24 protein-coding genes are annotated in these 22,932 nt (G+C 54.3%); 15 read left to right on the top strand and 9 right to left on the bottom strand.

From position 1 onward, the window contains the following. Positions 1-91 precede the first annotated feature (91 nt). Positions 92-1,204 carry a sensor histidine kinase gene (locus IDH45_RS17235; RefSeq protein WP_190929371.1) on the bottom strand — a complete coding sequence of 371 codons (1,113 nt, stop codon included), beginning with the start codon at positions 1,202-1,204 and terminating at the stop codon, positions 92-94. Beyond that, a complete protein-coding gene (locus tag IDH45_RS17230) occupies positions 1,194-1,889 on the bottom strand; it encodes a response regulator transcription factor (RefSeq protein WP_190929370.1) in 696 nt (231 codons plus the stop codon). The genes IDH45_RS17235 and IDH45_RS17230 overlap by 11 nt, the downstream gene beginning before the upstream one ends. Before the next feature lie 237 nt (positions 1,890-2,126). On the opposite strand from IDH45_RS17230, the gene IDH45_RS17225 reads away from it, so the two are divergent. Further along, positions 2,127-3,656, top strand: a complete 1,530-nt coding sequence (locus IDH45_RS17225; RefSeq protein ID WP_190929369.1) for an MDR family MFS transporter — start codon at positions 2,127-2,129, stop codon at positions 3,654-3,656. Positions 3,657-4,079: 423 nt separating this feature from the next. Then, positions 4,080-4,298: a spore germination protein gene (locus tag IDH45_RS17220; RefSeq protein WP_190929368.1), complete on the top strand. Its 219-nt coding sequence runs from the start codon at positions 4,080-4,082 to the stop codon at positions 4,296-4,298. 200 nt (positions 4,299-4,498) lie between these two features. Here IDH45_RS17220 and IDH45_RS17215 read toward each other — a convergent pair whose 3' ends face one another. Further along, positions 4,499-4,963, bottom strand: coding sequence for an Hsp20/alpha crystallin family protein (locus IDH45_RS17215; protein ID WP_190929367.1), 465 nt, complete (start codon positions 4,961-4,963; stop codon positions 4,499-4,501). A 195-nt stretch (positions 4,964-5,158) separates the two neighbouring features. Between IDH45_RS17215 and IDH45_RS17210 the strand changes: the two genes are divergently transcribed. From IDH45_RS17210 to IDH45_RS17190, 5 genes are all read left to right on the top strand, one after another. Further along, positions 5,159-5,380, top strand: coding sequence for a spore germination protein (locus tag IDH45_RS17210; protein ID WP_190929366.1), 222 nt, complete (start codon positions 5,159-5,161; stop codon positions 5,378-5,380). Between the two features lie 12 nt (positions 5,381-5,392). Further along, a complete protein-coding gene (locus IDH45_RS17205; RefSeq protein WP_190929365.1) occupies positions 5,393-5,614 on the top strand; it encodes a spore germination protein GerPB in 222 nt (73 codons plus the stop codon). A gap of 224 nt (positions 5,615-5,838) precedes the next feature. Then, positions 5,839-6,429 (top strand): spore germination protein GerPC, encoded by a 591-nt coding sequence (gene gerPC, locus IDH45_RS17200; RefSeq protein WP_190929364.1) that lies wholly within the window; start codon positions 5,839-5,841, stop codon positions 6,427-6,429. 5 nt (positions 6,430-6,434) lie between these two features. Continuing rightward, positions 6,435-6,611, top strand: coding sequence for a spore gernimation protein GerPD (locus IDH45_RS17195; RefSeq protein WP_190929363.1), 177 nt, complete (start codon positions 6,435-6,437; stop codon positions 6,609-6,611). 3 nt (positions 6,612-6,614) lie between these two features. Further along, positions 6,615-6,983, top strand: a complete 369-nt coding sequence (locus IDH45_RS17190) for a spore germination protein GerPE (RefSeq protein WP_190929362.1) — start codon at positions 6,615-6,617, stop codon at positions 6,981-6,983. Positions 6,984-7,237: 254 nt separating this feature from the next. On the opposite strand, the gene IDH45_RS17185 is transcribed toward IDH45_RS17190, so the two are convergent. Next, entirely contained in the window at positions 7,238-7,903 is a 666-nt protein-coding gene (locus IDH45_RS17185) for an HAD family hydrolase (protein WP_190929361.1), read from the bottom strand. Between the two features lie 223 nt (positions 7,904-8,126). Here IDH45_RS17185 and IDH45_RS17180 point away from each other — a divergent pair, with 223 nt between their 5' ends. From IDH45_RS17180 to nagA, 3 genes are read left to right on the top strand one after another with little or no spacing between them, the layout of a single operon-like run. Then, on the top strand, positions 8,127-8,984 hold the full coding sequence (locus IDH45_RS17180) for a MurR/RpiR family transcriptional regulator (RefSeq protein ID WP_190929360.1): 858 nt from the start codon (positions 8,127-8,129) through the stop codon (positions 8,982-8,984). An 8-nt stretch (positions 8,985-8,992) separates the two neighbouring features. Then, entirely contained in the window at positions 8,993-9,724 is a 732-nt protein-coding gene (gene nagB, locus IDH45_RS17175; RefSeq protein ID WP_190929359.1) for a glucosamine-6-phosphate deaminase, read from the top strand. Next, the gene (gene nagA, locus IDH45_RS17170) at positions 9,721-10,890 is read left to right on the top strand and encodes an N-acetylglucosamine-6-phosphate deacetylase (RefSeq protein ID WP_190929358.1); all 1,170 of its coding nucleotides are present in this window, start codon (positions 9,721-9,723) and stop codon (positions 10,888-10,890) included. The genes nagB and nagA overlap by 4 nt, the downstream gene beginning before the upstream one ends. 132 nt (positions 10,891-11,022) lie before the next feature. Here the strand turns inward: nagA and IDH45_RS17165 are convergent, their stop codons facing one another. After that, positions 11,023-12,873 carry a hypothetical protein gene (locus tag IDH45_RS17165; RefSeq protein WP_190929357.1) on the bottom strand — a complete coding sequence of 617 codons (1,851 nt, stop codon included), beginning with the start codon at positions 12,871-12,873 and terminating at the stop codon, positions 11,023-11,025. A gap of 308 nt (positions 12,874-13,181) precedes the next feature. After that, positions 13,182-13,364: a hypothetical protein gene (locus tag IDH45_RS17160; protein WP_190929356.1), complete on the bottom strand. Its 183-nt coding sequence runs from the start codon at positions 13,362-13,364 to the stop codon at positions 13,182-13,184. 586 nt (positions 13,365-13,950) lie between these two features. On the opposite strand from IDH45_RS17160, the gene IDH45_RS17155 reads away from it, so the two are divergent. After that, positions 13,951-14,601 (top strand): transcriptional regulator, encoded by a 651-nt coding sequence (locus tag IDH45_RS17155; RefSeq protein ID WP_190929355.1) that lies wholly within the window; start codon positions 13,951-13,953, stop codon positions 14,599-14,601. 438 nt (positions 14,602-15,039) lie between these two features. On the opposite strand, the gene IDH45_RS17150 is transcribed toward IDH45_RS17155, so the two are convergent. Further along, positions 15,040-16,029 carry a lipoate--protein ligase gene (locus tag IDH45_RS17150; protein WP_190929354.1) on the bottom strand — a complete coding sequence of 330 codons (990 nt, stop codon included), beginning with the start codon at positions 16,027-16,029 and terminating at the stop codon, positions 15,040-15,042. Between the two features lie 274 nt (positions 16,030-16,303). Between IDH45_RS17150 and cyoE the strand changes: the two genes are divergently transcribed. Further along, positions 16,304-17,263, top strand: a complete 960-nt coding sequence (cyoE, locus tag IDH45_RS17145) for a heme o synthase (protein WP_190929353.1) — start codon at positions 16,304-16,306, stop codon at positions 17,261-17,263. Positions 17,264-17,530: 267 nt separating this feature from the next. Here the strand turns inward: cyoE and IDH45_RS17140 are convergent, their stop codons facing one another. Then, the gene (locus tag IDH45_RS17140; protein WP_190929352.1) at positions 17,531-18,856 is read right to left on the bottom strand and encodes an ABC transporter substrate-binding protein; all 1,326 of its coding nucleotides are present in this window, start codon (positions 18,854-18,856) and stop codon (positions 17,531-17,533) included. Between the two features lie 126 nt (positions 18,857-18,982). Here IDH45_RS17140 and IDH45_RS17135 point away from each other — a divergent pair, with 126 nt between their 5' ends. Both IDH45_RS17135 and IDH45_RS17130 read left to right on the top strand, forming a co-directional pair. Continuing rightward, positions 18,983-19,801, top strand: a complete 819-nt coding sequence (locus IDH45_RS17135; protein WP_190929351.1) for a helix-turn-helix domain-containing protein — start codon at positions 18,983-18,985, stop codon at positions 19,799-19,801. A gap of 175 nt (positions 19,802-19,976) precedes the next feature. Continuing rightward, a complete protein-coding gene (locus tag IDH45_RS17130; protein WP_190929350.1) occupies positions 19,977-20,381 on the top strand; it encodes a CBS domain-containing protein in 405 nt (134 codons plus the stop codon). 84 nt (positions 20,382-20,465) lie between these two features. On the opposite strand, the gene IDH45_RS17125 is transcribed toward IDH45_RS17130, so the two are convergent. Further along, positions 20,466-21,356 (bottom strand): sugar phosphate isomerase/epimerase, encoded by an 891-nt coding sequence (locus IDH45_RS17125; RefSeq protein WP_190929349.1) that lies wholly within the window; start codon positions 21,354-21,356, stop codon positions 20,466-20,468. Between the two features lie 251 nt (positions 21,357-21,607). Between IDH45_RS17125 and IDH45_RS17120 the strand changes: the two genes are divergently transcribed. Continuing rightward, the gene (locus IDH45_RS17120) at positions 21,608-22,729 is read left to right on the top strand and encodes an SGNH/GDSL hydrolase family protein (protein WP_190929348.1); all 1,122 of its coding nucleotides are present in this window, start codon (positions 21,608-21,610) and stop codon (positions 22,727-22,729) included. The last annotated feature ends 203 nt before the right edge of the window (positions 22,730-22,932 follow it).

Below are 22,932 nucleotides of genomic sequence, written 5' to 3'. Positions count from 1 at the left end.
CTCATTTTGCACGGAATCCCCGCTTTCGGCAACTCTTTTTTTAATAATTTTTTAAGAATTGTGTAAAGGTGTATTTCCTCCTCATTTCTCGTTATTTCTCCTTCTTTCGCCTATCAGGCAAAGGAAGCCTTACCTCGAACGCCGTACGGCTCTTATCGCTGGCCGCTTGAATGGTTCCGCCGTGCAGCTCGACGATCTGCTTGGAGATCGCCAGCCCCAATCCGGAGCCGCCCATATCTTCCGTCCTTGATTTCTCGACCCGATAAAACCGTTCGAAGATGTGGGGCAAATCTTGCGGAGGAATCGGGTCCCCGTAGTTCACCACCTCGACGACCGCTTCGGTCCCGTCCACGCGCACGAATACATCGAGATATACGCCGTCCTTGCCGTAATTGACCGCATTGGCCAGCAGATTGTCGAATACGCGGGCCAGCTTGTCGCCGTCCGCCGTTATCATCACTTTGCGCTCCGGAAACGACAGCCGGATATCCATGCCCGCCTGCCGCATCTCGTATTGGAACTGGGCGGTCAGCTGTCCGATCATCTCCACCAGATCGACCTCGGATAATCGAAGCGGCAGCCCGCCTCCGCTTAACCTCGTATACTCGAACAAATCGTCGATCAGCACATGAAGCCGTTTGGCTTTCTCATATGCAATATGAACGTAATGTCTCAGCTCCACCTCGTCGCGGTACCGATCCTGCTCGATCAGTCCCAGGTAACCGGTAATCGACGTCAGCGGCGTCCGCAGGTCGTGGGAGACGTTCGTTATCAGCTCCGACTTCGTCCGTTCCGCCCGGCGTTCGTCTTCGATCGACGTTTTGAGCTGCTCGGACATTTTGTTCAGATTGACCGCAAGATCCCCCATCTCGTCCTTGTAACGGACCGGAATCCGCTCGTCGAATTGCCCCCCCGCTATCCGCTGGACGGCCTGCGTAATCCGGTGCAGGTACAAGATCTGCTTCCGGCTCAGCAGGAAAATGTGGATGATAAAGAAAAACACCCCGGCGACGACGAACAACGCCACAACGCCGAACATATCCGCCAAGTCGACGGCAAGCCTGGCGGGCGCGCGAATCCCGAATTCATACATTAGGGCGAGCGCGGCCCAGACGCCGGCCAGACTAAGTACGGAAAGAGCGATACTGGCTACAAAAAGTGCGATGAGTTTCCAGCGTATGCTGTAGAGCAGTTTACCGATCAAATTTATAGCCGACCCCCCATACCGTATGAATCCATTTGTGGCCGGACTCTGTCTCCAGCTTGTCCCTCAGCTTGCTGATATGTACCATAACCGTCGTATAGGTGGGAGAGTACGGCTCGTTCCAGACGTGCTCGTAGATCGCTTCAGCGCTGAAGACGCGTCCGGGATGGCTGGCCAGCAGATGCAGGATGCCGAATTCGATCGAGGTCAGATGAACCGGCTTGCCGTCGGCCGTGACCGTGTGAGTCGCCTTGTCGATCTCGAGGTTCTCGAACGCCATCACGTCGGCGCTCCGCTCTTTGTTCGATCTGACATTCAAGCCGTACGCGCGGCGGAGCAACGAGCGGACTCTCGCCAGCAGCTCCAGCGGATTAAACGGCTTCACCAGGTAGTCGTCAGCGCCGGTCATCAGTCCCAATATTTTATCCATATCTTCCGCTTTCGCGCTTACCATCAGAATCGGCACCGCCTTGTCGGCGCGAATGTGACGGCATACCTCCAGCCCGCTCATGCCGGGCATCATAATATCGAGAATGACGAGCTTCGGCTCCTTGCGCTTCATCAGCTCCAGCGCGTCATGACCGTTATTCGCCTTCATAACCGTATAGCCTTCGTTATGCAAATAAATTTCAATCAGATTGGCAATCGCCGGATCGTCATCGACAATGAGTATCGTTTCGCTCATCCTAAAAACTTCCTTTCTTTCTTCCATCTGCTAACCCAGCAGGCATCTCCTGCTATCATACGCCAAATGGAACGCGGCCGGCAAACGGGAGTACCCGGACAGTCATACCTGCGTTCGATTGCGCCAAGTAAAGAATCGTTTTTACGCATTTTTATTTTGATTCGGAAAGCCGATTGCTTTATTATAGGAGAATCCGGAACGGAACACGTTTCCTTCCACTACCAAAAGAGGTGTATGATGGACCACAAGCAAACCAAAATTAACTGGGTCGTCGCCGGCCTGCTGCTCGGCATGTTCGTCGGCGCGCTGGACCAGACGATCGTCTCGACGGCGATGCCTACGGTCATAACGGAGCTCGGCGGCTTCGAGCATTACGTGTGGGTGTTCTCCGCCTACATGATCGCCACCGTGGTCGCCACGCCGATCTTCGGCAAGCTGTCCGACCTGTACGGACGCAAGCTGTTTTTCCAGCTCGGGCTCGTGATCTTCCTGGTCGGGTCGGTGCTATGCGGCATCGCCGGCAGCATGACGGAGCTGATCGTTTACCGGGCGGTCCAAGGGATCGGGGGCGGCGCGCTGATGCCGATCGCCTTCGCCGTTATCTTCGATATTTTCCCGCCGGAGAAGCGGGGCAAGATGAACGGGCTGTTCGGCGCCGTATTCGGGCTGTCGAGCGTATTCGGACCGGCGCTCGGCGCGTATATTACCGATTATATCGACTGGCGCTGGGTGTTTTACATTAACCTGCCGATCGGCGCCGTCGCACTAGCGCTTATGCATTTCGGCTACCGGGAGAAAGCTTCCCTCCGCAAGCAGAAAATCGACTGGACCGGCGCTACTTCGCTGGTCGTCGCCATCCTCAGCTTCATGTTCGCGATCGAGCTGGCCGGCTCCGATACGTTCGCTTGGGGATCGTGGCAAATTATCGGTCTGTTCGTTCTGTTCGCGGCCAGCTTTTTGCTGTTTATCGCGACCGAGCGCAAAGTGTCCGATCCGATTGTAGAGCTGAAGCTGTTCAAAAGCAGACTGTTCACCGCCAGCCAGGCGATCGGATTTTTGTACGGCATCATCATGGTTTCGGGCGCAACCTATATCCCGCTGTTCATCCAAGGCGTGTACGGCGAATCGGCCAGCGCGGCCGGCCAGACGCTCACCCCGATGATGCTCGCCGTCGTCGCCAGCAGCATGCTGGGCGGTCCGCTCATCAACAAAATGTCGTATCGCAGCATTATGCTGATCTCTACGATTATTCTTGCGGTATCGATGGCGCTGCTCGGCACGATGACGGTCGACACTCCGAGATGGACCGTTACGCTGTACATGGTGTTCGTCGGACTCGGAATCGGCGTCAACTTCGTCGTGCTGAACATCTCGGTGCTTCACGGATTGCCCGGGCAATACAAAGGCGCGGCGATCTCGCTCATCACGTTTTTCCGTACGATCGGTTCCGCGCTCGGCGTAACGGTGCTGGGCGTCCTGCAGAAAGTGAATTACAAGTCGGGCATCGAAGCCTCGTTCCCGCCCGACCAGGCCGCGCAGTTCTCCGATCCGAAGGCGCTGCTGATTCCGCAGGTGCGGGAGGCGTTGCCGCAGGAAGTCGTCCAGAGCGCGACGAAAGCGCTGGCCGGCTCGATCTCGTATCTGTTTCTGATCTCGATCCTGATCACCGTCGTAGGCTTCGTCTTCGTTATGCTGCTCGGTCGCGCCCGTATGGAGCTGTCGTCCGGGGACCCGAAAACGATGGAGCCGGGGCCGATCGGCCACTGAGGCTCCAAAACGGCACTATAGGCAGCAGAGTCCTGCTCGGCTGAACATATAAAAGGCTCACAGGACACGGGAACGTCCCCATCTCCAAACGAAAGGACCTCAAATTCCACTATACAAGTGGAGGTTGAGGTCCTTTTTCTCTTTTTCTCTAGGGAGAAAGGTCCAAGAGAAGCTTGAAAGATGGGAAGTGACTTTAGGAACAACCTCGTTTTGTCGCTTGGAAGGAGCCGGATCGCTTGGTTGCTGATCGCAGGAGACACGGGCCGCATATCGATGTTTAGGCGTACACGACTATCTTTTTCTCGTTTGCCTCTCGCCCCGCATAAGCTGCTTATGCACATAATTATTGCGTCGCTACTGCATGATTCGGTTCCGGATGTCATATCGTTAGTAAAGATGTTTTTCGGAAGGAGTGTGAGCGATATGCCGTCTGTCATCTTGTCGCCGATTCGGATTACCAGCGTTTCCGGCACCGTCACGTTCGGCGATGTGATCCAAATCTCGCCCAAGAGTACATCGAAATCGTATTCGGGTTCCGGAGGAGGCAATACGGGAGATTTCTTGCAGACCAATTCCTTAATCAGCAACACGAATACGAGCGACCCGGATGTTCTGGACAGCCTGACTGCCCTGAACAACTGACCGGCCTGTCGGCCCGTTTCGTTTTCAAGAGCGTTCGGGACCCGCCGGAGGCGATCCATCCGAGCGGAGTCTGCTTCGACAACGCCATACCGGCTGCGTCTGCCCGACCTGGCTGATGCCGCTCGTAACTTTGTCAAACCTACAGGCTGCAGACTCCGCATTCGCCCTCTGAGCCGATCCCGATCCAAGAAACCGCTCCCTTAATCCCGAAACCGGATAGGAGCTTCGTGAAAAAAATCGCCGTCCGCTTTTTTCCGCATATGCAGCTGCAGCACTCCGTCCTTGTATACCGCCTTGCAGCTGGACTCTATAACTTGGTTGCCCAGTTTGATTATTTGGCTGCCTTTGCCGGGCAGCCCTTCCAGTTTCACCACATTTGCGCCGACCTTTACGCATACATTTTTGGCTTGTGTCTGGTCCGGAATCGAAATTTTTACGATCACACTGTTATGCGTCTCGAATACTTCCGTGCTGTATTTTTTTGACGATAGATTCAGCTCGCTATTTTGCGGAAATGCCTGTTTGATGGCATCCTGGACGTAGCTCTCGATCCAATTCGTATCCTTTAATCGGTCAGCCGAGATTTGAGGCAACCTGGCGCCAAAAAATTGCTCGAAGCTTTTCCAGTCGAAATTTTGCAAAAAGTTTTTTTTGGGATCGTCCATGGCCACCTCTCCTTACTTAACAACCATTATATGAACGTTTTCCAAATAAATGAGCTTCGGTCAAGTCCGGTATCCTAATTTCTGATCCGACTCTATAAGCGAATGGCAAGGATTCGCTCCACTTTTTTATTCCTAATCATAGTCTCGAAGAATCATGCATAAGAATGAAACAATCCATCGTTAAGGGTGTTAACTATGCCGGCGATCGTAGGGAATATTAAAATTTTAAGCGTAGGGAACAGCTCCATCGTACATATAGGGGACTCTCTTCAACTGTCGCCGACCAGCACCTCCAAAACATTTGCGGGTGCCGGCTCGTTCAATACGGGTGTCAATATCAAAACGTTCAACGGTGTCAATAACACCAATACGCTGGACGCCGCAATTGCGGATTCGAACACCATTTCCTTATGGTAGGCGGGTGTTGTGATGAACTTGGTCGTGCACCAAAGCATAGTCATCCATCAGTTGAAAGTGGAGGCCGTCCAAAACTCTTCCGTGCTGCAGATCGGGAGCGCCGGCATCATCAAAAGCTTGTCCAAGCTGTACAACACCGGCGGATTCACAGAGCCCGCTCCTACGATCGGACAGATCGCCCCGGAAGCGCCGCTTGTTCCTTTGCCCAACCCTTCGGGCAGGGATTCGCTGTAATCCGGTCGATACTTATAAGTGCGAGTTCAAAAGTCCGGTTTTCAGCACCGAGAAGATGGGATGAAGCTGGGAAATGAGGAGCGGAGCGTAGTGGAAGCTTTTGTAAGCACCGGAAGTTCCGGCTGAATTCCATATTCGATGTCGAGTAGGCTTTCGGATCGGCCTCGTGATCAAAAGTGGACTTTTTGAACTACCTCTATTACGTCTTATGGGGATGGAAAACAATGAGCTGTCTACCTCCGTATCCTTTTCAGCAGCTGCAAGACATGCTGCAATGGCAATATCAGAAGCTGCAGGAGCTCGAATACAAAGTCAAGCAATTAGAAAATGACATGGAGCGATTAAGCAAGCAGCGGCCGATGAACGTGGAGAAAATCGAATATAAATTCGATCAGCTCAAAATCGAAAAGCTCGAAGGCACGCTTCATATCGGGGTGTCGCCGGGCGGAGACAAAACGATTGAAGATTTGACTGTCGATGGAGATCCTGTGGAGACGGTCACATACAATAAAGATTTGTACCAATGCGTAAACCGCCGGATTGAACAATACCTCTCGGATGAATGCCCGGCCTACATCCGCAGCATGGAAGAGAAGTATCAGATGATTATCGGGCACGATTACCGGAGTACGATGATCCGGGACATCCGGGGACAAGTCGACAACCGCATCGAAAATTACATCAAGTCGATGCCGCTCGGCAGCGGCCAGGACGAAGACCCGAACCGGAAGGAGCAGGCGATCTACGAAAAGCTGAAATCCGATATCGAGGTCGCGATCGACCGGCATATTCAGCATCATAAGAAGAAGGGATGAGGGACATGAAGTTTAGCGTCGAGAACAAGGAATTGACGGTAGGCTCCATTCAAATTACCGGCGTTGCCAGCTCGTCCGTCTTATTGATCGGCGATACGAAAGTCGTCACGTTGTCCTCCATATTCGATACGCCCCCGGAATCGCTGATAGTCGGTCCCATCGTGCCACTGACATTGGAGTAAGAAATGGCAAGAATCTCGATCGTCCGGAACATCCATATCAACGACGTTGTGCTAAGTTCCACTATTCTTATCGGCGATATCGTCGACGTCAATTTGCACAATAAGGCGCTGGCGGTGCAGCGCGAAGTTTCTTTTTACCATTCAAAGGAAGGGAATTTTGACGACTACCGGATTTTTACCAAGCCAATCCCCCAGCCGGACGTGTACGAACAGGTCGACTTTAACGTTGTGAACCGCAGTCCGTATATTAAAGTTGGAGATGTGGACGTCATTGGCATCTCGACTTCAGCCCTGCTGCAGGTCGGCTCCAATCAATCGATAAGAGCCGAGTCGCGCATCAAACATATCCGGCAGTTAAAGGGCAGCCCGTGAGAGGCTCGCAACCTAGCAGCCAGGTTGTCAGGTCAAGTGGATGTAGCTCTGTTTTGTCAAATACAACCAAAAAGGGGCTGTCTCCAAAAATTTTTTCGATTATGCGAGCCCTGCTTAGAACCGGTTTTCCTCAAAAAAAGGACCTCAGTCTCCACGTTCAGTGGAATTTGAGGTCTTTTCGTTTGGAAAGGGCGGCGCTCCATGTCATGCGAGCATTTTGGGGACAATCCTTTGTGTGCTGCAATTTCGTGCGTCTACTCGACAAGATCGAGCAGCTGACTGAATTGGGTAATGATCATATCGGCGCCATCCAGCTCGCTGTCTTTCCCGAACTGGGCGTAACGGCAGCCGACGACCGGCAAGCCGTTCTCCTTCCCCGCTTCCACGTCGGACGAACGGTCGCCGACCATCCAGGCCGAACGGACCCCGTGATGCTCCAGCAGCAGCCTGACCAGATCCACCTTGGAGCGGGTCTCGTATTCGCCCGCACTGTATAGGCCGGTGAACAGATCGTTCAATCCTTTCAGCCGGATAACTTCCTTCACGTAACCTTCCAGCCCGTTGCTGGCAACGAATAGCTTGACACCTTTGGTATGCAGCGCTCTTAACGTTTCTTCCACACCGTCGTACATAACCCCTTCTCCGCGAAGGAGCCCTTCCGTCTGATGGCGGAGCAGCAGTTCGTCCGCACGGCGGCGAACCGCTTCGTCGCTGTCGGGCAGCACTCTCGCCCATATATGTTCCAGGAGCATGCCGAGACTGCTCAAGATAAGTTCCTTCGGTGGCGTGCCGAGCGTGTAGGTGCCTTCTTGTCTCAGTTCCTCGAAAGCGGCCTCATAAGCGGGCAGCAGCAGCGTTTCCGTCTGGAACAGCGTTCCGTCCAGGTCGAACAGCATCGCTTCCGGGCAAGTTCGTTTCATCTTTTGTCGGTCCCCTTTTGCAACGGTAGATTTGAGGAAATAATACTAATCAAACCATGTTTGCAGACGGATTGTCAAATGACCGGGACAAAAAGAATGTAAAGGAAATGACGGTAGCTAAGAAAATGATTTTCGTGTATGATAAAATCATACAAAAAAAATTTTCACACCCCAGATCAAACATCCCGTTTAAGCCGCATTCCGAAAGAGGTGACATGCTCGCATGTCCGATTTGTTAAGATCGATCCGCGAGCAAATGCCCGAGCTGAATCCGAAGGAGCAGACGATCGCCGCGTTTATAACCGAGCATCCCCAGCTCGTCGTACGGCTCGGCATAACGGAGCTGGCGGACCAGTCGCAGACGAGCGCGGCTACGGTTTCCCGGTTCTGCAAAAACTTTCATGCGGGAGGTTTCGCCGGGCTGAAGCTGCAGCTCGCCACCGAGCTCGCCCTGCAGCCGGCGGCCGACTCGTATCAGGACATCGTCGCGGGCAATACGCTGGAAAGCATCGTGACCGCCATGGAAGCGAACCATATCCGCTCGATCTCCGATACGTCCCGCCTGCTGGACCCGAAGCAGCTCGCACGCGCGCTGGACGTGCTGCGAAACGCCGGTCAGATCGATATCTACGGCGTCGCTACATCCGGAGTCGTCGCTCAAGATTTTTACCAGAAGCTCGTCCGGATCGGCCGCAGGGCGACCGCGTTTTCCGACCCGCACATGCAGATTACGTCGGCATCCATCCTTGGCGAAGGAGATACCGCATTCGCCATCTCGTATTCGGGTGAAACGCCGGAGACGATCGATGCGCTCCGGTGCGCGAAGGAGCGCGGAGCCGCAACCGTATCGCTGACGAAGTACGGGCCGAACACCTTGTCGTCGCTTGCCGATATTCCGCTATACACCTCTTCGCTGGAAGAAGGAATGCGCCGGGGGGATATGGCTTCGAGAATCGCGCAGCTGCATGTCGTCGATATTTTGTTTACCGGACTGGTCACGGAATCGTTCGACGAATATGTGCCCAAGCTGGAGCAGTCGTTTCAGATGGTCAAAAAATACCGCAAAGAAAAAGGGAGATAACACACACGATGAACATTTTAACTTTCCGCTCTAACGAGGAATTAAACGAAGCGGGCGCAGGCATCATCACCGGACTCGTACAGACTAACCCGCGGGCGGTGCTCGGTCTTGCTACCGGCGGAACCCCGGTCGGAATCTATGAGGAGATCGTCAAGTCGTACAACAAAGGGATGGTCAGCTTCAAATCGGCCACCTCGTTTAACCTCGACGAATATGTAGGCATTGCCGAGGATCATCCGGAAAGCTACCATGCTTATATGAAGCATCACCTGTTCGGCCATGTCGACTTTGCTGCGGAACGCACCTATCTTCCGAACGGCAACGCGGAAAACCTGGAACAGGAATGCGCCCGGTACAACCAATTGCTCGAAGACGCGAAGCAGATCGACCTGCAGCTTCTCGGCCTCGGCCATAACGGACATATCGGGTTCAACGAGCCGGACCATTCGCTCGTCAGCGGCACTCATATCGTCAAGCTGAAGGACGAGACCCGCCAGGCGAACGCCCGCTTCTTCGATTCGATCGACCAGGTGCCGACTCATGCGCTTACGATGGGAGTCGGGGCGATTTTGAAAGCGAAAATGATTCTGCTCGTCGTACGCGGCGCGGACAAAGCGGAAATCGTCCAAAAAGCGCTGCAAGGCCCGATTACGACCGAGTGCCCGGCGTCGCTGCTGCAAACGCACCCGCATGTCGTCGTTCTGCTCGACACCGAAGCAGGGAGGCTGCTGAACGCATGAGCGGAAAAATCGCGATCACCAATGCAAAAATCGTCACCGAGCAAGAAGTTATCGACGGCGGCACCATCGTTCTGAATGGAGGAATCATCGAGTCGATCAGCGCTTCTCTGTACGCCGGCGGCGATGCGGAGACGGTCGACGCGCAAGGCGGCTGGGTGCTTCCGGGCTTCGTGGACGTTCACGTTCACGGAGGCTACGGCGCCGACTGGATGGACGCGACGAAGGAGTCGATCGACACGATCACCCGGTTCCACGCCGGCCACGGGACGACTTCCATCGTCGCTACGACGCTGACGGGACCTAAGGATCATCTCTCCCAAGTGCTGGACGTCGTCGGCGACTACCGGTCGAAGGACATGCCCTACGCCCAGGTTGTCGGCGTTCATCTGGAAGGACCTTTCATTAACCTCAAATGGAAAGGCGCGCAAAATCCGGCCTACATCGTCCCTCCGCAAAAAGCGTGGCTCGAGGAATGGACCGCGAAACATCCCGGTCTCATCCTGCAGCTGTCGCTTGCACCTGAAACGGAAGGCGCGCTCGAGCTGATCTCGTGGCTGCGCGCGAACGGAATCAACGCGGCTGCGGCGCACACCGACGCCACTTACGATCAGGTGATCGCGGCTGCCGACGCCGGGCTGAACCAGGCGGTGCATACGTATAACGCGATGACTGGGCTTCACCATCGCAACCCGGGCACTGTCGGCGCCGTTCTGACCGACGACCGCATCCGGGCGGAGATTATCGCGGACGGCCATCACGTCCATCCGGCCTGCATCCGGCTGCTGACCAAAACGAAAACCGAGGACAACCTCCTCATGATTACGGACGCCATGTCGGCGGCCGGACTAGAGGACGGCGAGTACGATCTCGGCGGGCTGGCGGTTATCGTCTCCGGCGGAGTCGCTACGCTGAAGGAAGGCAACAGTCTCGCGGGCAGCACGCTGACGATGATCGGAGCGCTGCAGTACGTCGTTGGCAAAGTCGGCGTCACCGTCCCGCAGGCAAGCCGTTATATGAGCGGCAATCCGGCGCGCCAGCTCGGTCTCTTCGACCGGACGGGCAGTCTCGCCCCGGGCAAGCAAGCCGACGTGCTGATCGTTGGTCCGGAGCTTCAGCTTCAGCGCATCTGGGTGAAGGGCAAGGAGCAGGAAACGTTCGGGAGATAAGCATTTGCACCAAATAGGTGTTAACCAAATAGGCGTACCTACGAAAGAAAGCCTGCAAATCATTCGCAGGCTTTCTTTAATTATATTCCCAATTTCACTCGCCATCGCCTAAGAAGCAAATCAACTCGGACATCAGCGCTGATAGCCGGGGATCGCCATGCTCCACAACCTTTTGCCCGACGCAAAGTACAGCCGGCCGTCCACATAAGCCAACCCGGCCGTAATGGCCGGCGGTTCCGCATGCAGCGGCACAAGCTTGAAGGAGCCGGTGTCGATCCGGAAAACCGATCGGGTTCGGACTCCGTATATACGCCCCGCCTCATCCTTCACAAGGCCGTTGCGTACGACACCGCCCATTTCCTCGATATTCTCGGTATGGATCACTTGTCTCGTCATCGGGTCATATACGAAATAATGTTTCGCCGTGAACGCATGGACCTTGCCCTGCCCGTCGATTTCCATCAAAGCTACTTCCGGCTCCCCTTGCACCGGCACTTCGCTGTAGACGACCCGTTTCGCCTGCCAATCGAGCCGGTACAGCCTCCCCTCCGTTTCTTTGGGCTTGCCTCCACCCGGAGCTTCCACGCTCGTGCCGCACAATAAATCGCCGCCCGGCAGCGCGACCATACAAACGGTGCTGTGGTAAGGAACAAGACGCTCGTTGGGCAGCAGTTCGTCTTCGCCGGTTGTCACATTGCGTATGTACAAGCCGCCGCCGATCGCACCGTATCCCGCATAGCCGCCAAATACGGCGTGCTCTCCGTCTGGATGCGCCAGCGCGCAGCGCGGGCGGTAGATCGCTTCCTGCGATGTGACCAGCTGCGGATTCCGCCCCTCCGCCGCCGCATCGGTGACGATAGGCCGGGTTGTATCGATAAGATGGACGTGACCTCCCGCATAAGCCGCTCCTGCAATCCGGCCGCCCAGCACCGCATAGGCGCAGATGTTGCCGCCGCCGCCTTTCTCAATCGCCTTGCCGCCGAAGTTCTCTACGGCACCGAAGTGCGGATCGTACCGGTACAGCTGGAGCGGGTGGTTCGAAGTGTCGTAGATGCGGCCGTCGGGACCCGCCACGAGCGGCGACAAGTCGGCGCCGTCCGTCTCGTACGACAGCCGGACCGGGAAGCTTTGGCCCGAAGACTGGTCCAGCAGGACGACTTCCTTCTCCGCCAGACTCATCTCCAGCAGCACCCACGGATGCGGGAAGGCGCGATGGACCGTCTCAAACCCGGTTCCGCTATAGGCGCTCTTCGCGACTTGCTCGGCCGTTACGGGACTCATCCGCCCTTGCTCCAGCCGGTACCACCGCGGTTCAGACCCGCCAGACTCGGTATCATAATAACCGTACACGCGGCCGTCCGCGCCCCGATGCACCTTCCCTTGACCTTTCCGCCGCTCGCCGTCCGGCACCAGGGAGCGGGCTTGCAGCGTCACCGGGTCTACGGCCGCGATCGTTTTGCGCTCGGTTCCGATCCCGCCGTAGATCCAGCCATAGGCGTCCACGGCCAGGCTGAACGGATATTTCTCCTCCGCGTCCAGCTGTCCGATCACCGTCAGCGTTTTGCGCTCCGGCTCATATTTCATTAGACGGCATTGCGGATAAGAGGCTGTATAGATCGTCCCCCGGCCGTCTTCCGCGAAGCAGAAGCCGACGATTTCTCCGGTCAGCCCGGGCCGGGCGTAATCGGTAAACCGTCCCCGGAACGGGTCCAGCACCATGAACATCCCGCCCGCTCCGACATAAAACATCCCGTCCTCGCTGCTATAGGAAGCAAACGGGTAATCGACATGCTGCTCCGGGAACGGCACCTGCAGACTGGTCCTCTCCTGCGGGTTTACAATAACGGCATAACCGCGTGCCGCTATAACCAGACGCGTCTCTCCTTCGCGATTCGTGCAGATGGCCGCCGTACGCCCTTCATTGGCTGGTACGGGAACGCCGTGGTCGGTAAACGCTGCTAACGTTTCCTTTTGTTCCGGCATGATGGTTGCCTCCTAAACTTTAACCTGAATACAACCATTATACAGGTTACTCAGCCAACGCTCGAGTTCCTAATTGGACGAAAAATAGGAAAAGCTTTATTCGTTGCGCATTCCAAGGAGCGGTGCTCGTTATGCAGGCAAGACAGTGCTTCGGTGAGCCGAACCTGATCGGCGGGTAAAGAATGTTTCATTTTACCACTTTAACGCTTTAGTAAACTTAAACATTCTTTAACGTTAAAAAGAACCGGGGCCAATTGGTCCCCGGTCCTTCGCAGCTGCGCCTTACAGCGCGCAGCGCGTATCCATAATTATTTGCCCATCAACGTTTTCACGGCTTTGTAGATCAACGTTCCCGAGAATAGGACCATAGAGACGATGCCAACGCCGTCTAATACGGGTTCCAGGCTGGATATCATCGTACCGTCGAGCGGCAGCTCGGTCAGCACATATCCGGCCAGAACTCCTCCTGCATGAGTGAGAAGTTTTTCCATGTACCTCCACCTCCCGTACGTCATATGCTGCCAGTATATGCAGCAATCTCTCAACGCGCTTGGACAAGTGCACCGATTGGTAGGAGATGGACGGCGGGACGGAAACCAATTTTTCAGAAATGGTAGTTTCTAAAGAGCCTTTCATCGGGTTTCTAACTAGCCCTTCGTTGGATTGCCGATGAACCCAAGCGTCGCCAGCAGGACAGCCGACGCGTGACCGGGCGCCGTACGCCGGGATCGCGAGCGGCGCGGCCTGGGAGCAGCTTGTCCTTCCAACGCTTATTCGGCCTCAACTGTCCTCTGGAAAGCCTCCAAAAGCTGCTGTCAGTTAGCTCCGGTTTCCCTCGAAACGGCCGACCAATCTCGAACCGAACCGAAACGGACCGGATAGCCGTTCTCCCTCCTAAACGCCGTGCCCCATTCAGAGCACAATCGGTAATTGAATTTTCTATGAATCCGGGTATACTTGAAATATACGTTCGGTTGTGAAGCACACGCCGCTTTGATACACGCTGCACCTTGACTGGTGGGTTTGTGTCAAAGTGGCTTCTTTATTTTTAGCCTAAGTAGAGAGAGGTGGGATTCGATGTCAAGATTTGAACAAGCCTACGAGGAATGGGTACGGTCGGCCATTGCCCATGAAAAAAATCATAGAAGAGTCGAACTACTGGAGAAGGGACTCGGCCACGGTACTCACGAGTTTCTACGCTCCGTCTGGTTTCCGGCTGTGAAAAACTTTAACCATCTGTATCCGGAATGGGAAGTACGCGACTTCCACAACGGTTATCGCTATCTGGATCTGGCTTATATGCCCGGCGGCGTAAAAGGAGGCATCGAGATTCAAGGCTACGGATCGCATGCAAGAGATCTCGATGTGAGACGCTTTAAGGACTTATGCTGGCGGCATTGCTTGTTGACACTGGACGAGTGGATGTTTCTTTCCATCCCTTACGGGTCCATTACCGATGAACCCAAACGTTGCCAGCAGCTTGTCCTTTCCTTTATCGGGAAGTTTGTTGCTATGGATGTGCCCGAACCTTTGACTTGGCTGGAGGCGGAAACCGTTCGTTATGCGAGGCGGCTGCTTCGACCGTTTACACCTTCGGAGTTGGCCATTCATTTGCGGATCACGGATCAGCATGCGAGGCGGGTTCTTCATAAGTTGGTCGAACTTCAGCTTCTGCTAGTGGTTAGCGGCAAGCAGCGTTATCGTACGTACGGCTTACGAACCCAGTAACTCTTATTGGGTCCGGTTGTAGCGATCTGAATTGTTACGAACTACACAAGCGTTATTTCAATGATGCGATTTCATTCCCGTCTATTTACTCGTCCATAAGGCTGCTGGAGTTCGTTACATCAAAAAAGAAGCCATTTTCTCGGCAATAAGCGCGATTGAGTTCGTTAGCTGGGACACCATCGACTGGCTGAGTCACCTTCGGCTAAGCTGGGACACCATCGACTGGCTGAGTCACCCTCAGCAGGCTGGGACACCTTCGGCCAAAACCGATACACCTTCAGCAAAGCCGAGACACCCCTCGCCAAGGCTATGACACCCCCGTCCAAGGCTGTGGCGCCCTCGGCAGAGTCACGGCTGCCCCCAAAGCAAACTAAATAGAGAAGCCGGCCGCTATTCACAGCAACCGGCCTCTCTATCGAACGCTTGATGGCGATGATGCTAAAACATCAACTCCAGCCACTGCTCCTTCGTGACCGCCCCGAAGTACCGGGTCAAATCCACCTCGTCCAGCAGCGCCCGGACCGCTTCTTCGTCGTACTTGACGCCTACGAGCTTGTCCGCGAATTCCTGCACGTCCCAGGCTCCGAAGAAGTCGCCGAATACGGCGGCCTCGGCGATTTTGCCGCCCTCCACGTTCAGGCGGACGTCGAACGTGCCTGCCCCCTCGATCCGCAGCGTCTTGCGGACGTTAAACGAAGGGGATCTGCCGTAGTTCCAATCCCAGTTGCGGTACCGCTCGTCCGCCAGCTTCCGGACGGCTTCCCAGTCCGCCTCCGCAAGCTTGTACTCGGGAATGTCCGTACCGCCGAATATCGACCCCAGCAGCCGTTGCCGGAATTCCCCGATCACGATCGGCTCGCGCAGAAATTCGGAGATGTTCGCCACCCGGCTGCGAATCGATTTGACGCCCTTCGATTTGATCTTCTCCGGATTTACATTCAGCGCCGATACGACGTTGTCGATTTGCGATTCGAACATCAGCGTACCGTGGCTGAACATCCGCCCTTTGGTGGAATATTGGGCGTTGCCGGATATTTTGCGCTCTCCGACCTGGATATCGTTGCGCCCGGTCAGTTCCGCCTCGACCCCGAGCCCCCGCAGCGCCTGCACAACCGGCTCCGTAAATTTGCGGTAATTGTGAAACGACTTGCCGTCGTCGTTCGTGATAAAGCTGAAGTTCAGATTGCCGAGATCGTGATAGACGGCTCCACCGCCGGACAACCGGCGAACGACGTGAATGCCGTTGTCCTTCACATATGCGGCGTTTATTTCTTCGACTGTATTTTGGTTTTTGCCGATAATGATGGACGGCTCGTTGATATAAAAGAGCAAATAGTCCTCGTCGGCCGGGAATGTTTTCAGAGCATATTCTTCCAGCGCCAGGTTAAGCGCCGGGTCGGTAATGCCGCGGTTATCGATGAACAGCATGGCGTCTTCTCCTTGTTCCGTTACGGTAGTCGGAAGGCCTTCGTCCGGAAACCGGCCTTCTCTCTCACTATACCGCAACCTGCAGGTTCGTTCCACCCGACCGCCGCCGCTTCCCTATCCGCCTCCAGTACGGCGGCTATCCGTCCCGAGCGCTTCCTCTCTAAATCCTAAAGCAAATAACCGTTACGGACACGTTTGCGCCATAACAATTTGACAAAATAATGATTCCTTACTGGCAAACCGGAAATATGAACGCGATTTATGGTAACATTAGATGGAGAGAAATATAGGAAGGGGCGGGCATCTCGTGGAGCGCGTACAAAAACAGACATTAAGTCTCGACATACGGACGAGATCGTTCACTAAAGTTGTATTCGATACAATTAAGATCGGCATTGTGAAATCGAACTTAATTGCGATGTTCGCGGGTCTGTGTATGGCCCTTTATGTCGAACAATTGTCCATATTTGATCAGATCGGTCCCATCCTGTTTGCCTTGATCGGTTCTTCCTTGGTGATCGGTTCGGCAGGCGTTTTCAACAATTTGTATGACCGGGATATAGACGCCATTATGGAGAGAACGAGAACGAGACCGACCGTAACCGGACAGGTCGGCACGAAAAGCGGCTTGATTATCGGTTTCTCGACCGCATTTCTCGGGACGATCGTCTTGTATTTGGCTTCGCCGCTAGCCGCTGTATTCGGCTTTCTCGGACTGTTTTTTTACGTTTTTCCTTATACGATGTGGACGAAGCGCAGAACGATTTATAACACGGAGGTCGGAAGCTTATCGGGCGCTATGCCGCCGCTGATCGGTTGGGCGGCTATCTCGGACGACATCACTCATCCGGCAGCGTTGGCTATTTTTCTGATGATGCTTATTTGGCAGATGCCTCACTTTTACGCCATCGCGATTCGGCGCATGGAAGAGTACCGGGCAGCTAACATTCCGATGCTGCCTGTCGTGAAAGGCATTCACAGAACGTACGTGCAAATGAACGCATATTTGGTGGCGTTGCTGGTATCCAGCGTGTTATTCTGGTCGCTTCATCCGATTATCGCGTTGACGAATGCCGCGCTTAGCCTTTGGTGGATCGTTCTTAGCGTGTCAGGCTACCGCCGCAAACCGGAGAACAAATGGGCGAACTCCATGTTCGGTTTCTCGCTGCTCCACATTACGGTTCTGATGCTGGGCATTATCGGGTATTCGCTTATCGTCCCGTTGTTTCATTAAAGGCAATAGATATATGCCCTTGTCTTGAAAACGTTACTTGCACTTGTCGCCGACAACCTGATCGAGCTGAATAGCAGACGGGGATGCCTTGGTACACATCCGTATTTTAGCGTGTACAGTATGAGGCATCCCCTTCTATGCACGTCATCGGCATAACGTAAACTGCAGCGGCCGTGGACGATGGGTAAGATGTACGAAAATGCTTCGTCGTTATGCCAGGAATGATCCGGATGGCAACGAGCAGGCCTGCATCCATCCCATCATTTTTTATTTGAGTCGTTCCGTCTCGATCATCTTGTTGATTTCTTCCTCCGCTTGCAACAAGGCGGTATTCACATCCAGCTGTTCATCGCGGAACAAGACGAACTTCTTGTTCACGATATCCTCCGCCTTGCTGCGGTACTGCGAAGCGATCGGATAGGGGACCGGGGAGCTTTTGAAAATGCTTTGAATATTCTTATCTTTCAGGTACGGCTTGCTGCGGCCGAAAGCCGCCTTAACCTCATCGCTTTTCAATGACGTGATTTGACCGTCGGCAGACAACTCCTTTTGCACCTCATCGGATACCGCAACCTCAATCACGCGCAGCGCATCCTCCTTGTTTTTGCTTGTCGGCGTAATCGCCATGACTTGTACACTGGCGTTGGCAAATATGTTTCTCCGCTCGGGATAGCTCGGATACTGCGTCACATCCCAGTTCAGACCTTCCTTTGTCGGCGTTTCCAATGTAGAAAACAAATTCATGCTCGCAAGCATCGCCAGATTCTTTTCCTGCATAAAGTCATTGTTCGGCGTATGACCCGGCTGAATCATATTTCCGGGTATCTTGTACATCGATTTCACCAGCTCAAACACTTGTTTCCACTGATCTGTGCGGACGGAAGCTTTCTCGGTCTTGTAGTCTACCGCGGCAGCCGACAACGGCTGGGAAATCCAAATAATGCCCGCCCCCGGATCGATGCCCCGATACTGTACGCCGCCTTCCAGGCGCGTAACCTTTTTGGCCAGCTCCACCACTTCACTCCACAGCATCCCTTCTTTCGGGTAAGCGCTTCCGAATTTGTCGAACAAATCTTTGTTATAATAGAGGGCATGGAAGCTGCGGCTGATCGGAATGCCGTACAACTCGTCTCCGGGGGAGCTCACCCGAGTGTCCCGGATCATCGTCTCGTCAAACCGGCTTAGATCGAAATTTTGCGTTTTTGCCAGTTCCCGATGGTCAAACTCCAGCTGTTTTGTCCGGTACTGAGCCAGGTTCCCATTAAAAGTAAAAATGAGGTCAGGCGTCATTCCCGCCGTAATCAGCTCAGCCAACGTAGTGCCCTTTCCCGGACGGATCAAGTCTAAAGTAATATGCGGATATTTTACCTTAAGCGCGTCTTTGATCGTTTGCTCCGTGTAAGCATCAATGTTCGTGTTGTCCAGTGCGGCACGAATCGTAACCGGTTTCAGTTCGTTTGAAAGTTTTTTTGCGCCTGCGCCTTCACCGGGGTCCGCCGCCGAGCCGCATCCTGCCGACAGCAAAACAACTGCTGCTGAAATCGCGATTAATGTCTGTTTTCTCCCTCTGCCGTGCGCCATTGGTTGAGTCATTGTATTGCCCTCCCATTTGAATAGATTCGTATACGATGTTTCAAGTGTAAATCCGAAAGCTTTACATGAACATGCACAAACTTATAATAGAGTGTAGACATTCTTTCAATAAAGCAGGTGATAAAAATGATCGAATTATGGCAGGTGCGCGCCCAGATGTTCGCCTACATTTACTGGAACCGCAAAACAACTTTCGAAATCGAAAGCACCTCCTATCCGAAATGGTGCATGTTTGCCGTAGAGGAAGGGGAATTCTCCTATCGCATTGGGGACGAGGAGGGAATCGGTTCCGCCGGAGATCTGGTGTTGTGCCCGCCGGAGACTTCGTTTCAGCGCCGCATCAGGATGCCGCTGTCGTTTCATTATTTTCATTTCGATTGGGTTCACCGCGATACGGGAGAAATAGTATCTGCGGCGCTGGCCGAACGGCATTTGCTGCCTTGCCGTCTGCCACTGGCACGTACGAACCGCCTGCAATCCGTCTTCGGTTACTTGCGTTCGTTCCCGCACGCCAGCGCCCAGAAACCCGTGCTTCGATGGGTCGAGCACCTGGTGGACGATTTGCTGTTTATGTTTATGACGGAGCGCCATCTTGTCCCTCTTCATCTCGACAGGCCCACCACAGATCCGCTTATGGATCAAGCGGCGCTGACCATTCGTCAGCAGGCTTTCGAAGAGCTGAACCTGCACAGGGTCGCTTCTGCCTACGGCTTAACTCCCGTGCAATTTTCCCGGCGCTTTTCGGCGGCCTTTAACATGACTGCGCTTGACTATTTGACGACCTTGCGACTGGAACGAGCCTGCAAGCTGCTGCAGGAAACGACATTGAACCTGGAGGACATCGCAGAAAAATGCGGATACCGCAACGGCTCGTACATAAGCCGGCTGTTTGTCAAAAAACTGCAGAAGACACCGTCTGAGTTCAGGACGGCCCATCGCTTGTAAACTCGGTCACTTGCTGCGCTTCCGCAAAACGGAAAAAGCCCGCTACATGCACGGACTCGATTCGGATTATGTTTTTGTCAGTCGACATCCCTTTCAGCATCAGAACATGCTTCAGTCACTTTTACATGCGTTCCGAAACGAAATATGATTTAATATACCAAAGGAGCGTGATGCAATGGATATCAAATCGTTTTTATATCCCAAAAATGAGGTCTCTTACCTCACGACATCCTCTAATATGAAGGAAGCCATGGATAAATTAGAGGCGAGCCACTATACAGCGATTCCGATCTTGGACGACCATGGCCTATACTTCGGAACCCTGTCTGAGGGAGATTTGTTATGGAAGCTGAAAGCAACACCCGGTCTCAGTTTCGATACGATGCACGAAATCCCCGTTACCTCCATCAAGAAACGGCTGAAAGTCGAATGCGTTGCGATCAACGCCGATTTGGACGATATGCTGGCGCTGGCAGCCGATCAGAACTTCGTTCCGGTCGTAGACGCCGATCGCGTCTTCCTCGGCATTATTCGCCGCAAAGATATAATCGCATACTATACCCGGAATATTGTAGATTAGTTGGAAAGACCTGATCTTGCGGATCATGCAGGCTGCCGTTCAACCGGCAGCTTTTTTGCTTTTCATTATCCCGTCCGGTGCAAATCAAAGGGTACGGATGCCGCACACTTGAGCGGCCCTCCGGTATATGTCCCGCAGCTCCTCCGTGCCGACAAGCGTATGGTTATGCTCGAACGTCAGGTGGAACGCCGAACTCCGCTCGGCCAAATGACGCAAATACAAGTAAGCATCTCCGCAGCTGTCGTCCCTGCCATCACATTCCCGTACAGGCAAGTGATGCCTGAACGTGTCTTCCTCATACCGGACGTTGCTGTAATGCACCAGATAGACGCAGGAGGCGAGCCGGTCGATCCAAGCGTACGGATCGAAACCGTGGAAACACCGCCGCGTGATATCGAGCCTGGCGGTGTCGACGACAAGCCCAATCTCGCGAAATTGCAAAAACATGTCGGTGAAAATATCCTCGTAATCGCCAAAAAAGTCGTGCTCCAGCAAAATCCGCTGCTTATAGCGATGCTGCAGCTCGGCAAGCTCGTGGAACATCCGCTCGGAGATGTCGCGGAATTCGGCCCGCGGAAGCCGGTCGGAGGCATATCGCTGCCGCTCTCCAGGCAAGCGGCGGTACAGCTTGCGAATCGGCGGCTGAAAGACGGGGAGGTACGGATAGTGAAACAAAATGTAATCGGCCCCGTAGCGGGAGGCAATCCCGGTTTGGGCCTCGACCTCCCTCATGGCCTCGCGTCGTTCCTCGGCGTCCGGGGCGTTCAACAGCGGCAGTTCGTAGCCGTTATCGCCGAGAATCGGCCCGTGTACGCCGTAGCGGATTCCGCTCCGCTCGCAAAATAATTGTACCTCCCGCAAGCTTTTCTCATCGGCATAACGACAAATCTCAAGTCCGTTCAGCATATCCAGCTGTACCTGCTGCCACTTGACCGGGTCGAGCTTGTCCCACATGCCCATCTGCAATCGTCTCATCCGAGTCCCCCTAATCAGCTATACGTCCAGTACTAATAATCTCCTACATTAGACGGTCCGGCAACCGATTTGGTTGCGCGCTTCGGCTGCTGGATGTTCCGACGCTTCATCGGCACCGGGCCGCACTTCCTGTTCAGGGCAAGACGGCAGACGGCGCGGGTGGGGCGGCAAATCCCTGCTCCGTCGTTTGGCCGGAAGGGTTTCCCCGGCGGGCAACGAATAGTTTTTTACTGGAGGTGTTCTAGTTTCTTATGAACCAGCTAACAAAATCGGTGTCGCACAGAATCCATACGTTTACGGAAGCTTGGCTTGAGTGGCTGGGCGGCGGCAAATTCCCGGTCGCATTTTTTGGCGACAGTACGTTTGACGGTGCCAATACAACCGATTGGGTCCGCAATACGATCGGCGCCGACAACCAATCCCCGAACGCATTCTCGAAAAAGCTGGAGGAGCTGCTCCGGCAGGCGACCGGCAACGACAGCTTGCGCATCTACAATGCCGGCTTCAGCGGTCAGACGGCCAGATGGGCAGAGAAGGCCATCAGCGAGGAGTTCGGCGAAGCTTCCGCCTATAGCGACGTCAAAATGATCGGAATCGGCTTCGGGATTAACGACCGGCTCGGCTATCCGAACGAAAAGGCATACCGCGAAGGCTTCAAGCAATCAATCGTGACGCTGATCGACTGGTGTTATTCGCGAGGCATCCAGCCTTTTCTGCTGACGACCCAAGCGACCGTAGAACCGGGGGTGCTGACGCAATATGCGGACGAATACCCGATGCGGACGAGCGAGCACATTCATTCCGCAGCCAATGAGGTGAAGCGCGAGCTAGCGGACGAATACGGCTTGCAGCTCATCGATCTGAACGAGTTCGGCGAAAGCTTCCTGCTCTACTCGCCGCTTAGCACCGCAGCGATCATCTCGGACCGGCTGCACTTTGGAGATGCCGGCCACCGCGCAGAAGCCGAGTATTTGTTCTCCCGCTTCTGTCCGCGCACGATCGCCGTCGACTCCTACACCAAGATCGACTATTCGAGCCAGCGGGTGTTCGACTGCATGCCGGAGGATTGGCTGACTATGCCGGATGCCCCTTCCGGCAGCTTCAAAGTGTATGTGGACCGCACGAAAGCGGATACGTCCGATCTAGGCATCCTATCCGCTTGGGTGTTCGTGAGCTCCAAGAAGAAGCTTCGCTTGTCAGCGTACCGGGGAAGCTCGGCGGACAGCCGCACCTACGTTCGGATCAACGGCGAAACTAAATCTCTGGAAGGCCCCGAGACGGTAATCGGCGATCTGGATATCGGGCTGTACAAGCTCGAAGTTTTCACAGGACCGTCGGAGCGGGTTGACTTCAAAGGGTTTATTTTGGAGTAAACGGGGAACTTGCCCGTTTCCAAACAAAAGGACCTCCATTTCCACGGTAAAGTGGGGGTGGAGGTCCTTTTCTCAAGGAAAATCGGTTCGAGGCGGCGCTCGAATCAGCCGATTCTTTTCTTGACCATTCGCGTTAACGTTTTCCGGATTTTGGAGGACAAAATACTCTTGCTTTTTCCACATACGTAACGCCGGTATTTTTT

This window comes from Paenibacillus oceani, from assembly GCF_014705615.1.
Taxonomy (GTDB): Bacteria; Bacillota; Bacilli; order Paenibacillales; family NBRC-103111; genus Paenibacillus_AB; species Paenibacillus_AB oceani.
Note: the sequence above shows the minus strand (reverse complement) of the source record. Positions and strands in the feature narration are given on the sequence as shown.

Coding starts and splice junctions, on each gene's coding strand:
- IDH45_RS17230 (WP_190929370.1), bottom strand. CDS start 1,889: ATGAGCGAAACGATACTCATTGTCGATGACGATCCGGCGATTGCCAAT.
- IDH45_RS17225 (WP_190929369.1), top strand. CDS start 2,127: ATGGACCACAAGCAAACCAAAATTAACTGGGTCGTCGCCGGCCTGCTG.
- IDH45_RS17220 (WP_190929368.1), top strand. CDS start 4,080: ATGCCGTCTGTCATCTTGTCGCCGATTCGGATTACCAGCGTTTCCGGC.
- IDH45_RS17215 (WP_190929367.1), bottom strand. CDS start 4,963: ATGGACGATCCCAAAAAAAACTTTTTGCAAAATTTCGACTGGAAAAGC.
- IDH45_RS17210 (WP_190929366.1), top strand. CDS start 5,159: ATGCCGGCGATCGTAGGGAATATTAAAATTTTAAGCGTAGGGAACAGC.
- IDH45_RS17205 (WP_190929365.1), top strand. CDS start 5,393: ATGAACTTGGTCGTGCACCAAAGCATAGTCATCCATCAGTTGAAAGTG.
- gerPC (WP_190929364.1), top strand. CDS start 5,839: ATGAGCTGTCTACCTCCGTATCCTTTTCAGCAGCTGCAAGACATGCTG.
- IDH45_RS17195 (WP_190929363.1), top strand. CDS start 6,435: ATGAAGTTTAGCGTCGAGAACAAGGAATTGACGGTAGGCTCCATTCAA.
- IDH45_RS17190 (WP_190929362.1), top strand. CDS start 6,615: ATGGCAAGAATCTCGATCGTCCGGAACATCCATATCAACGACGTTGTG.
- IDH45_RS17185 (WP_190929361.1), bottom strand. CDS start 7,903: ATGAAACGAACTTGCCCGGAAGCGATGCTGTTCGACCTGGACGGAACG.
- IDH45_RS17180 (WP_190929360.1), top strand. CDS start 8,127: ATGTCCGATTTGTTAAGATCGATCCGCGAGCAAATGCCCGAGCTGAAT.
- nagB (WP_190929359.1), top strand. CDS start 8,993: ATGAACATTTTAACTTTCCGCTCTAACGAGGAATTAAACGAAGCGGGC.
- nagA (WP_190929358.1), top strand. CDS start 9,721: ATGAGCGGAAAAATCGCGATCACCAATGCAAAAATCGTCACCGAGCAA.
- IDH45_RS17165 (WP_190929357.1), bottom strand. CDS start 12,873: ATGCCGGAACAAAAGGAAACGTTAGCAGCGTTTACCGACCACGGCGTT.
- IDH45_RS17160 (WP_190929356.1), bottom strand. CDS start 13,364: ATGGAAAAACTTCTCACTCATGCAGGAGGAGTTCTGGCCGGATATGTG.
- IDH45_RS17155 (WP_190929355.1), top strand. CDS start 13,951: ATGTCAAGATTTGAACAAGCCTACGAGGAATGGGTACGGTCGGCCATT.
- IDH45_RS17150 (WP_190929354.1), bottom strand. CDS start 16,029: ATGCTGTTCATCGATAACCGCGGCATTACCGACCCGGCGCTTAACCTG.
- cyoE (WP_190929353.1), top strand. CDS start 16,304: ATGGAGAGAAATATAGGAAGGGGCGGGCATCTCGTGGAGCGCGTACAA.
- IDH45_RS17140 (WP_190929352.1), bottom strand. CDS start 18,856: ATGACTCAACCAATGGCGCACGGCAGAGGGAGAAAACAGACATTAATC.
- IDH45_RS17135 (WP_190929351.1), top strand. CDS start 18,983: ATGATCGAATTATGGCAGGTGCGCGCCCAGATGTTCGCCTACATTTAC.
- IDH45_RS17130 (WP_190929350.1), top strand. CDS start 19,977: ATGGATATCAAATCGTTTTTATATCCCAAAAATGAGGTCTCTTACCTC.
- IDH45_RS17125 (WP_190929349.1), bottom strand. CDS start 21,356: ATGAGACGATTGCAGATGGGCATGTGGGACAAGCTCGACCCGGTCAAG.
- IDH45_RS17120 (WP_190929348.1), top strand. CDS start 21,608: ATGAACCAGCTAACAAAATCGGTGTCGCACAGAATCCATACGTTTACG.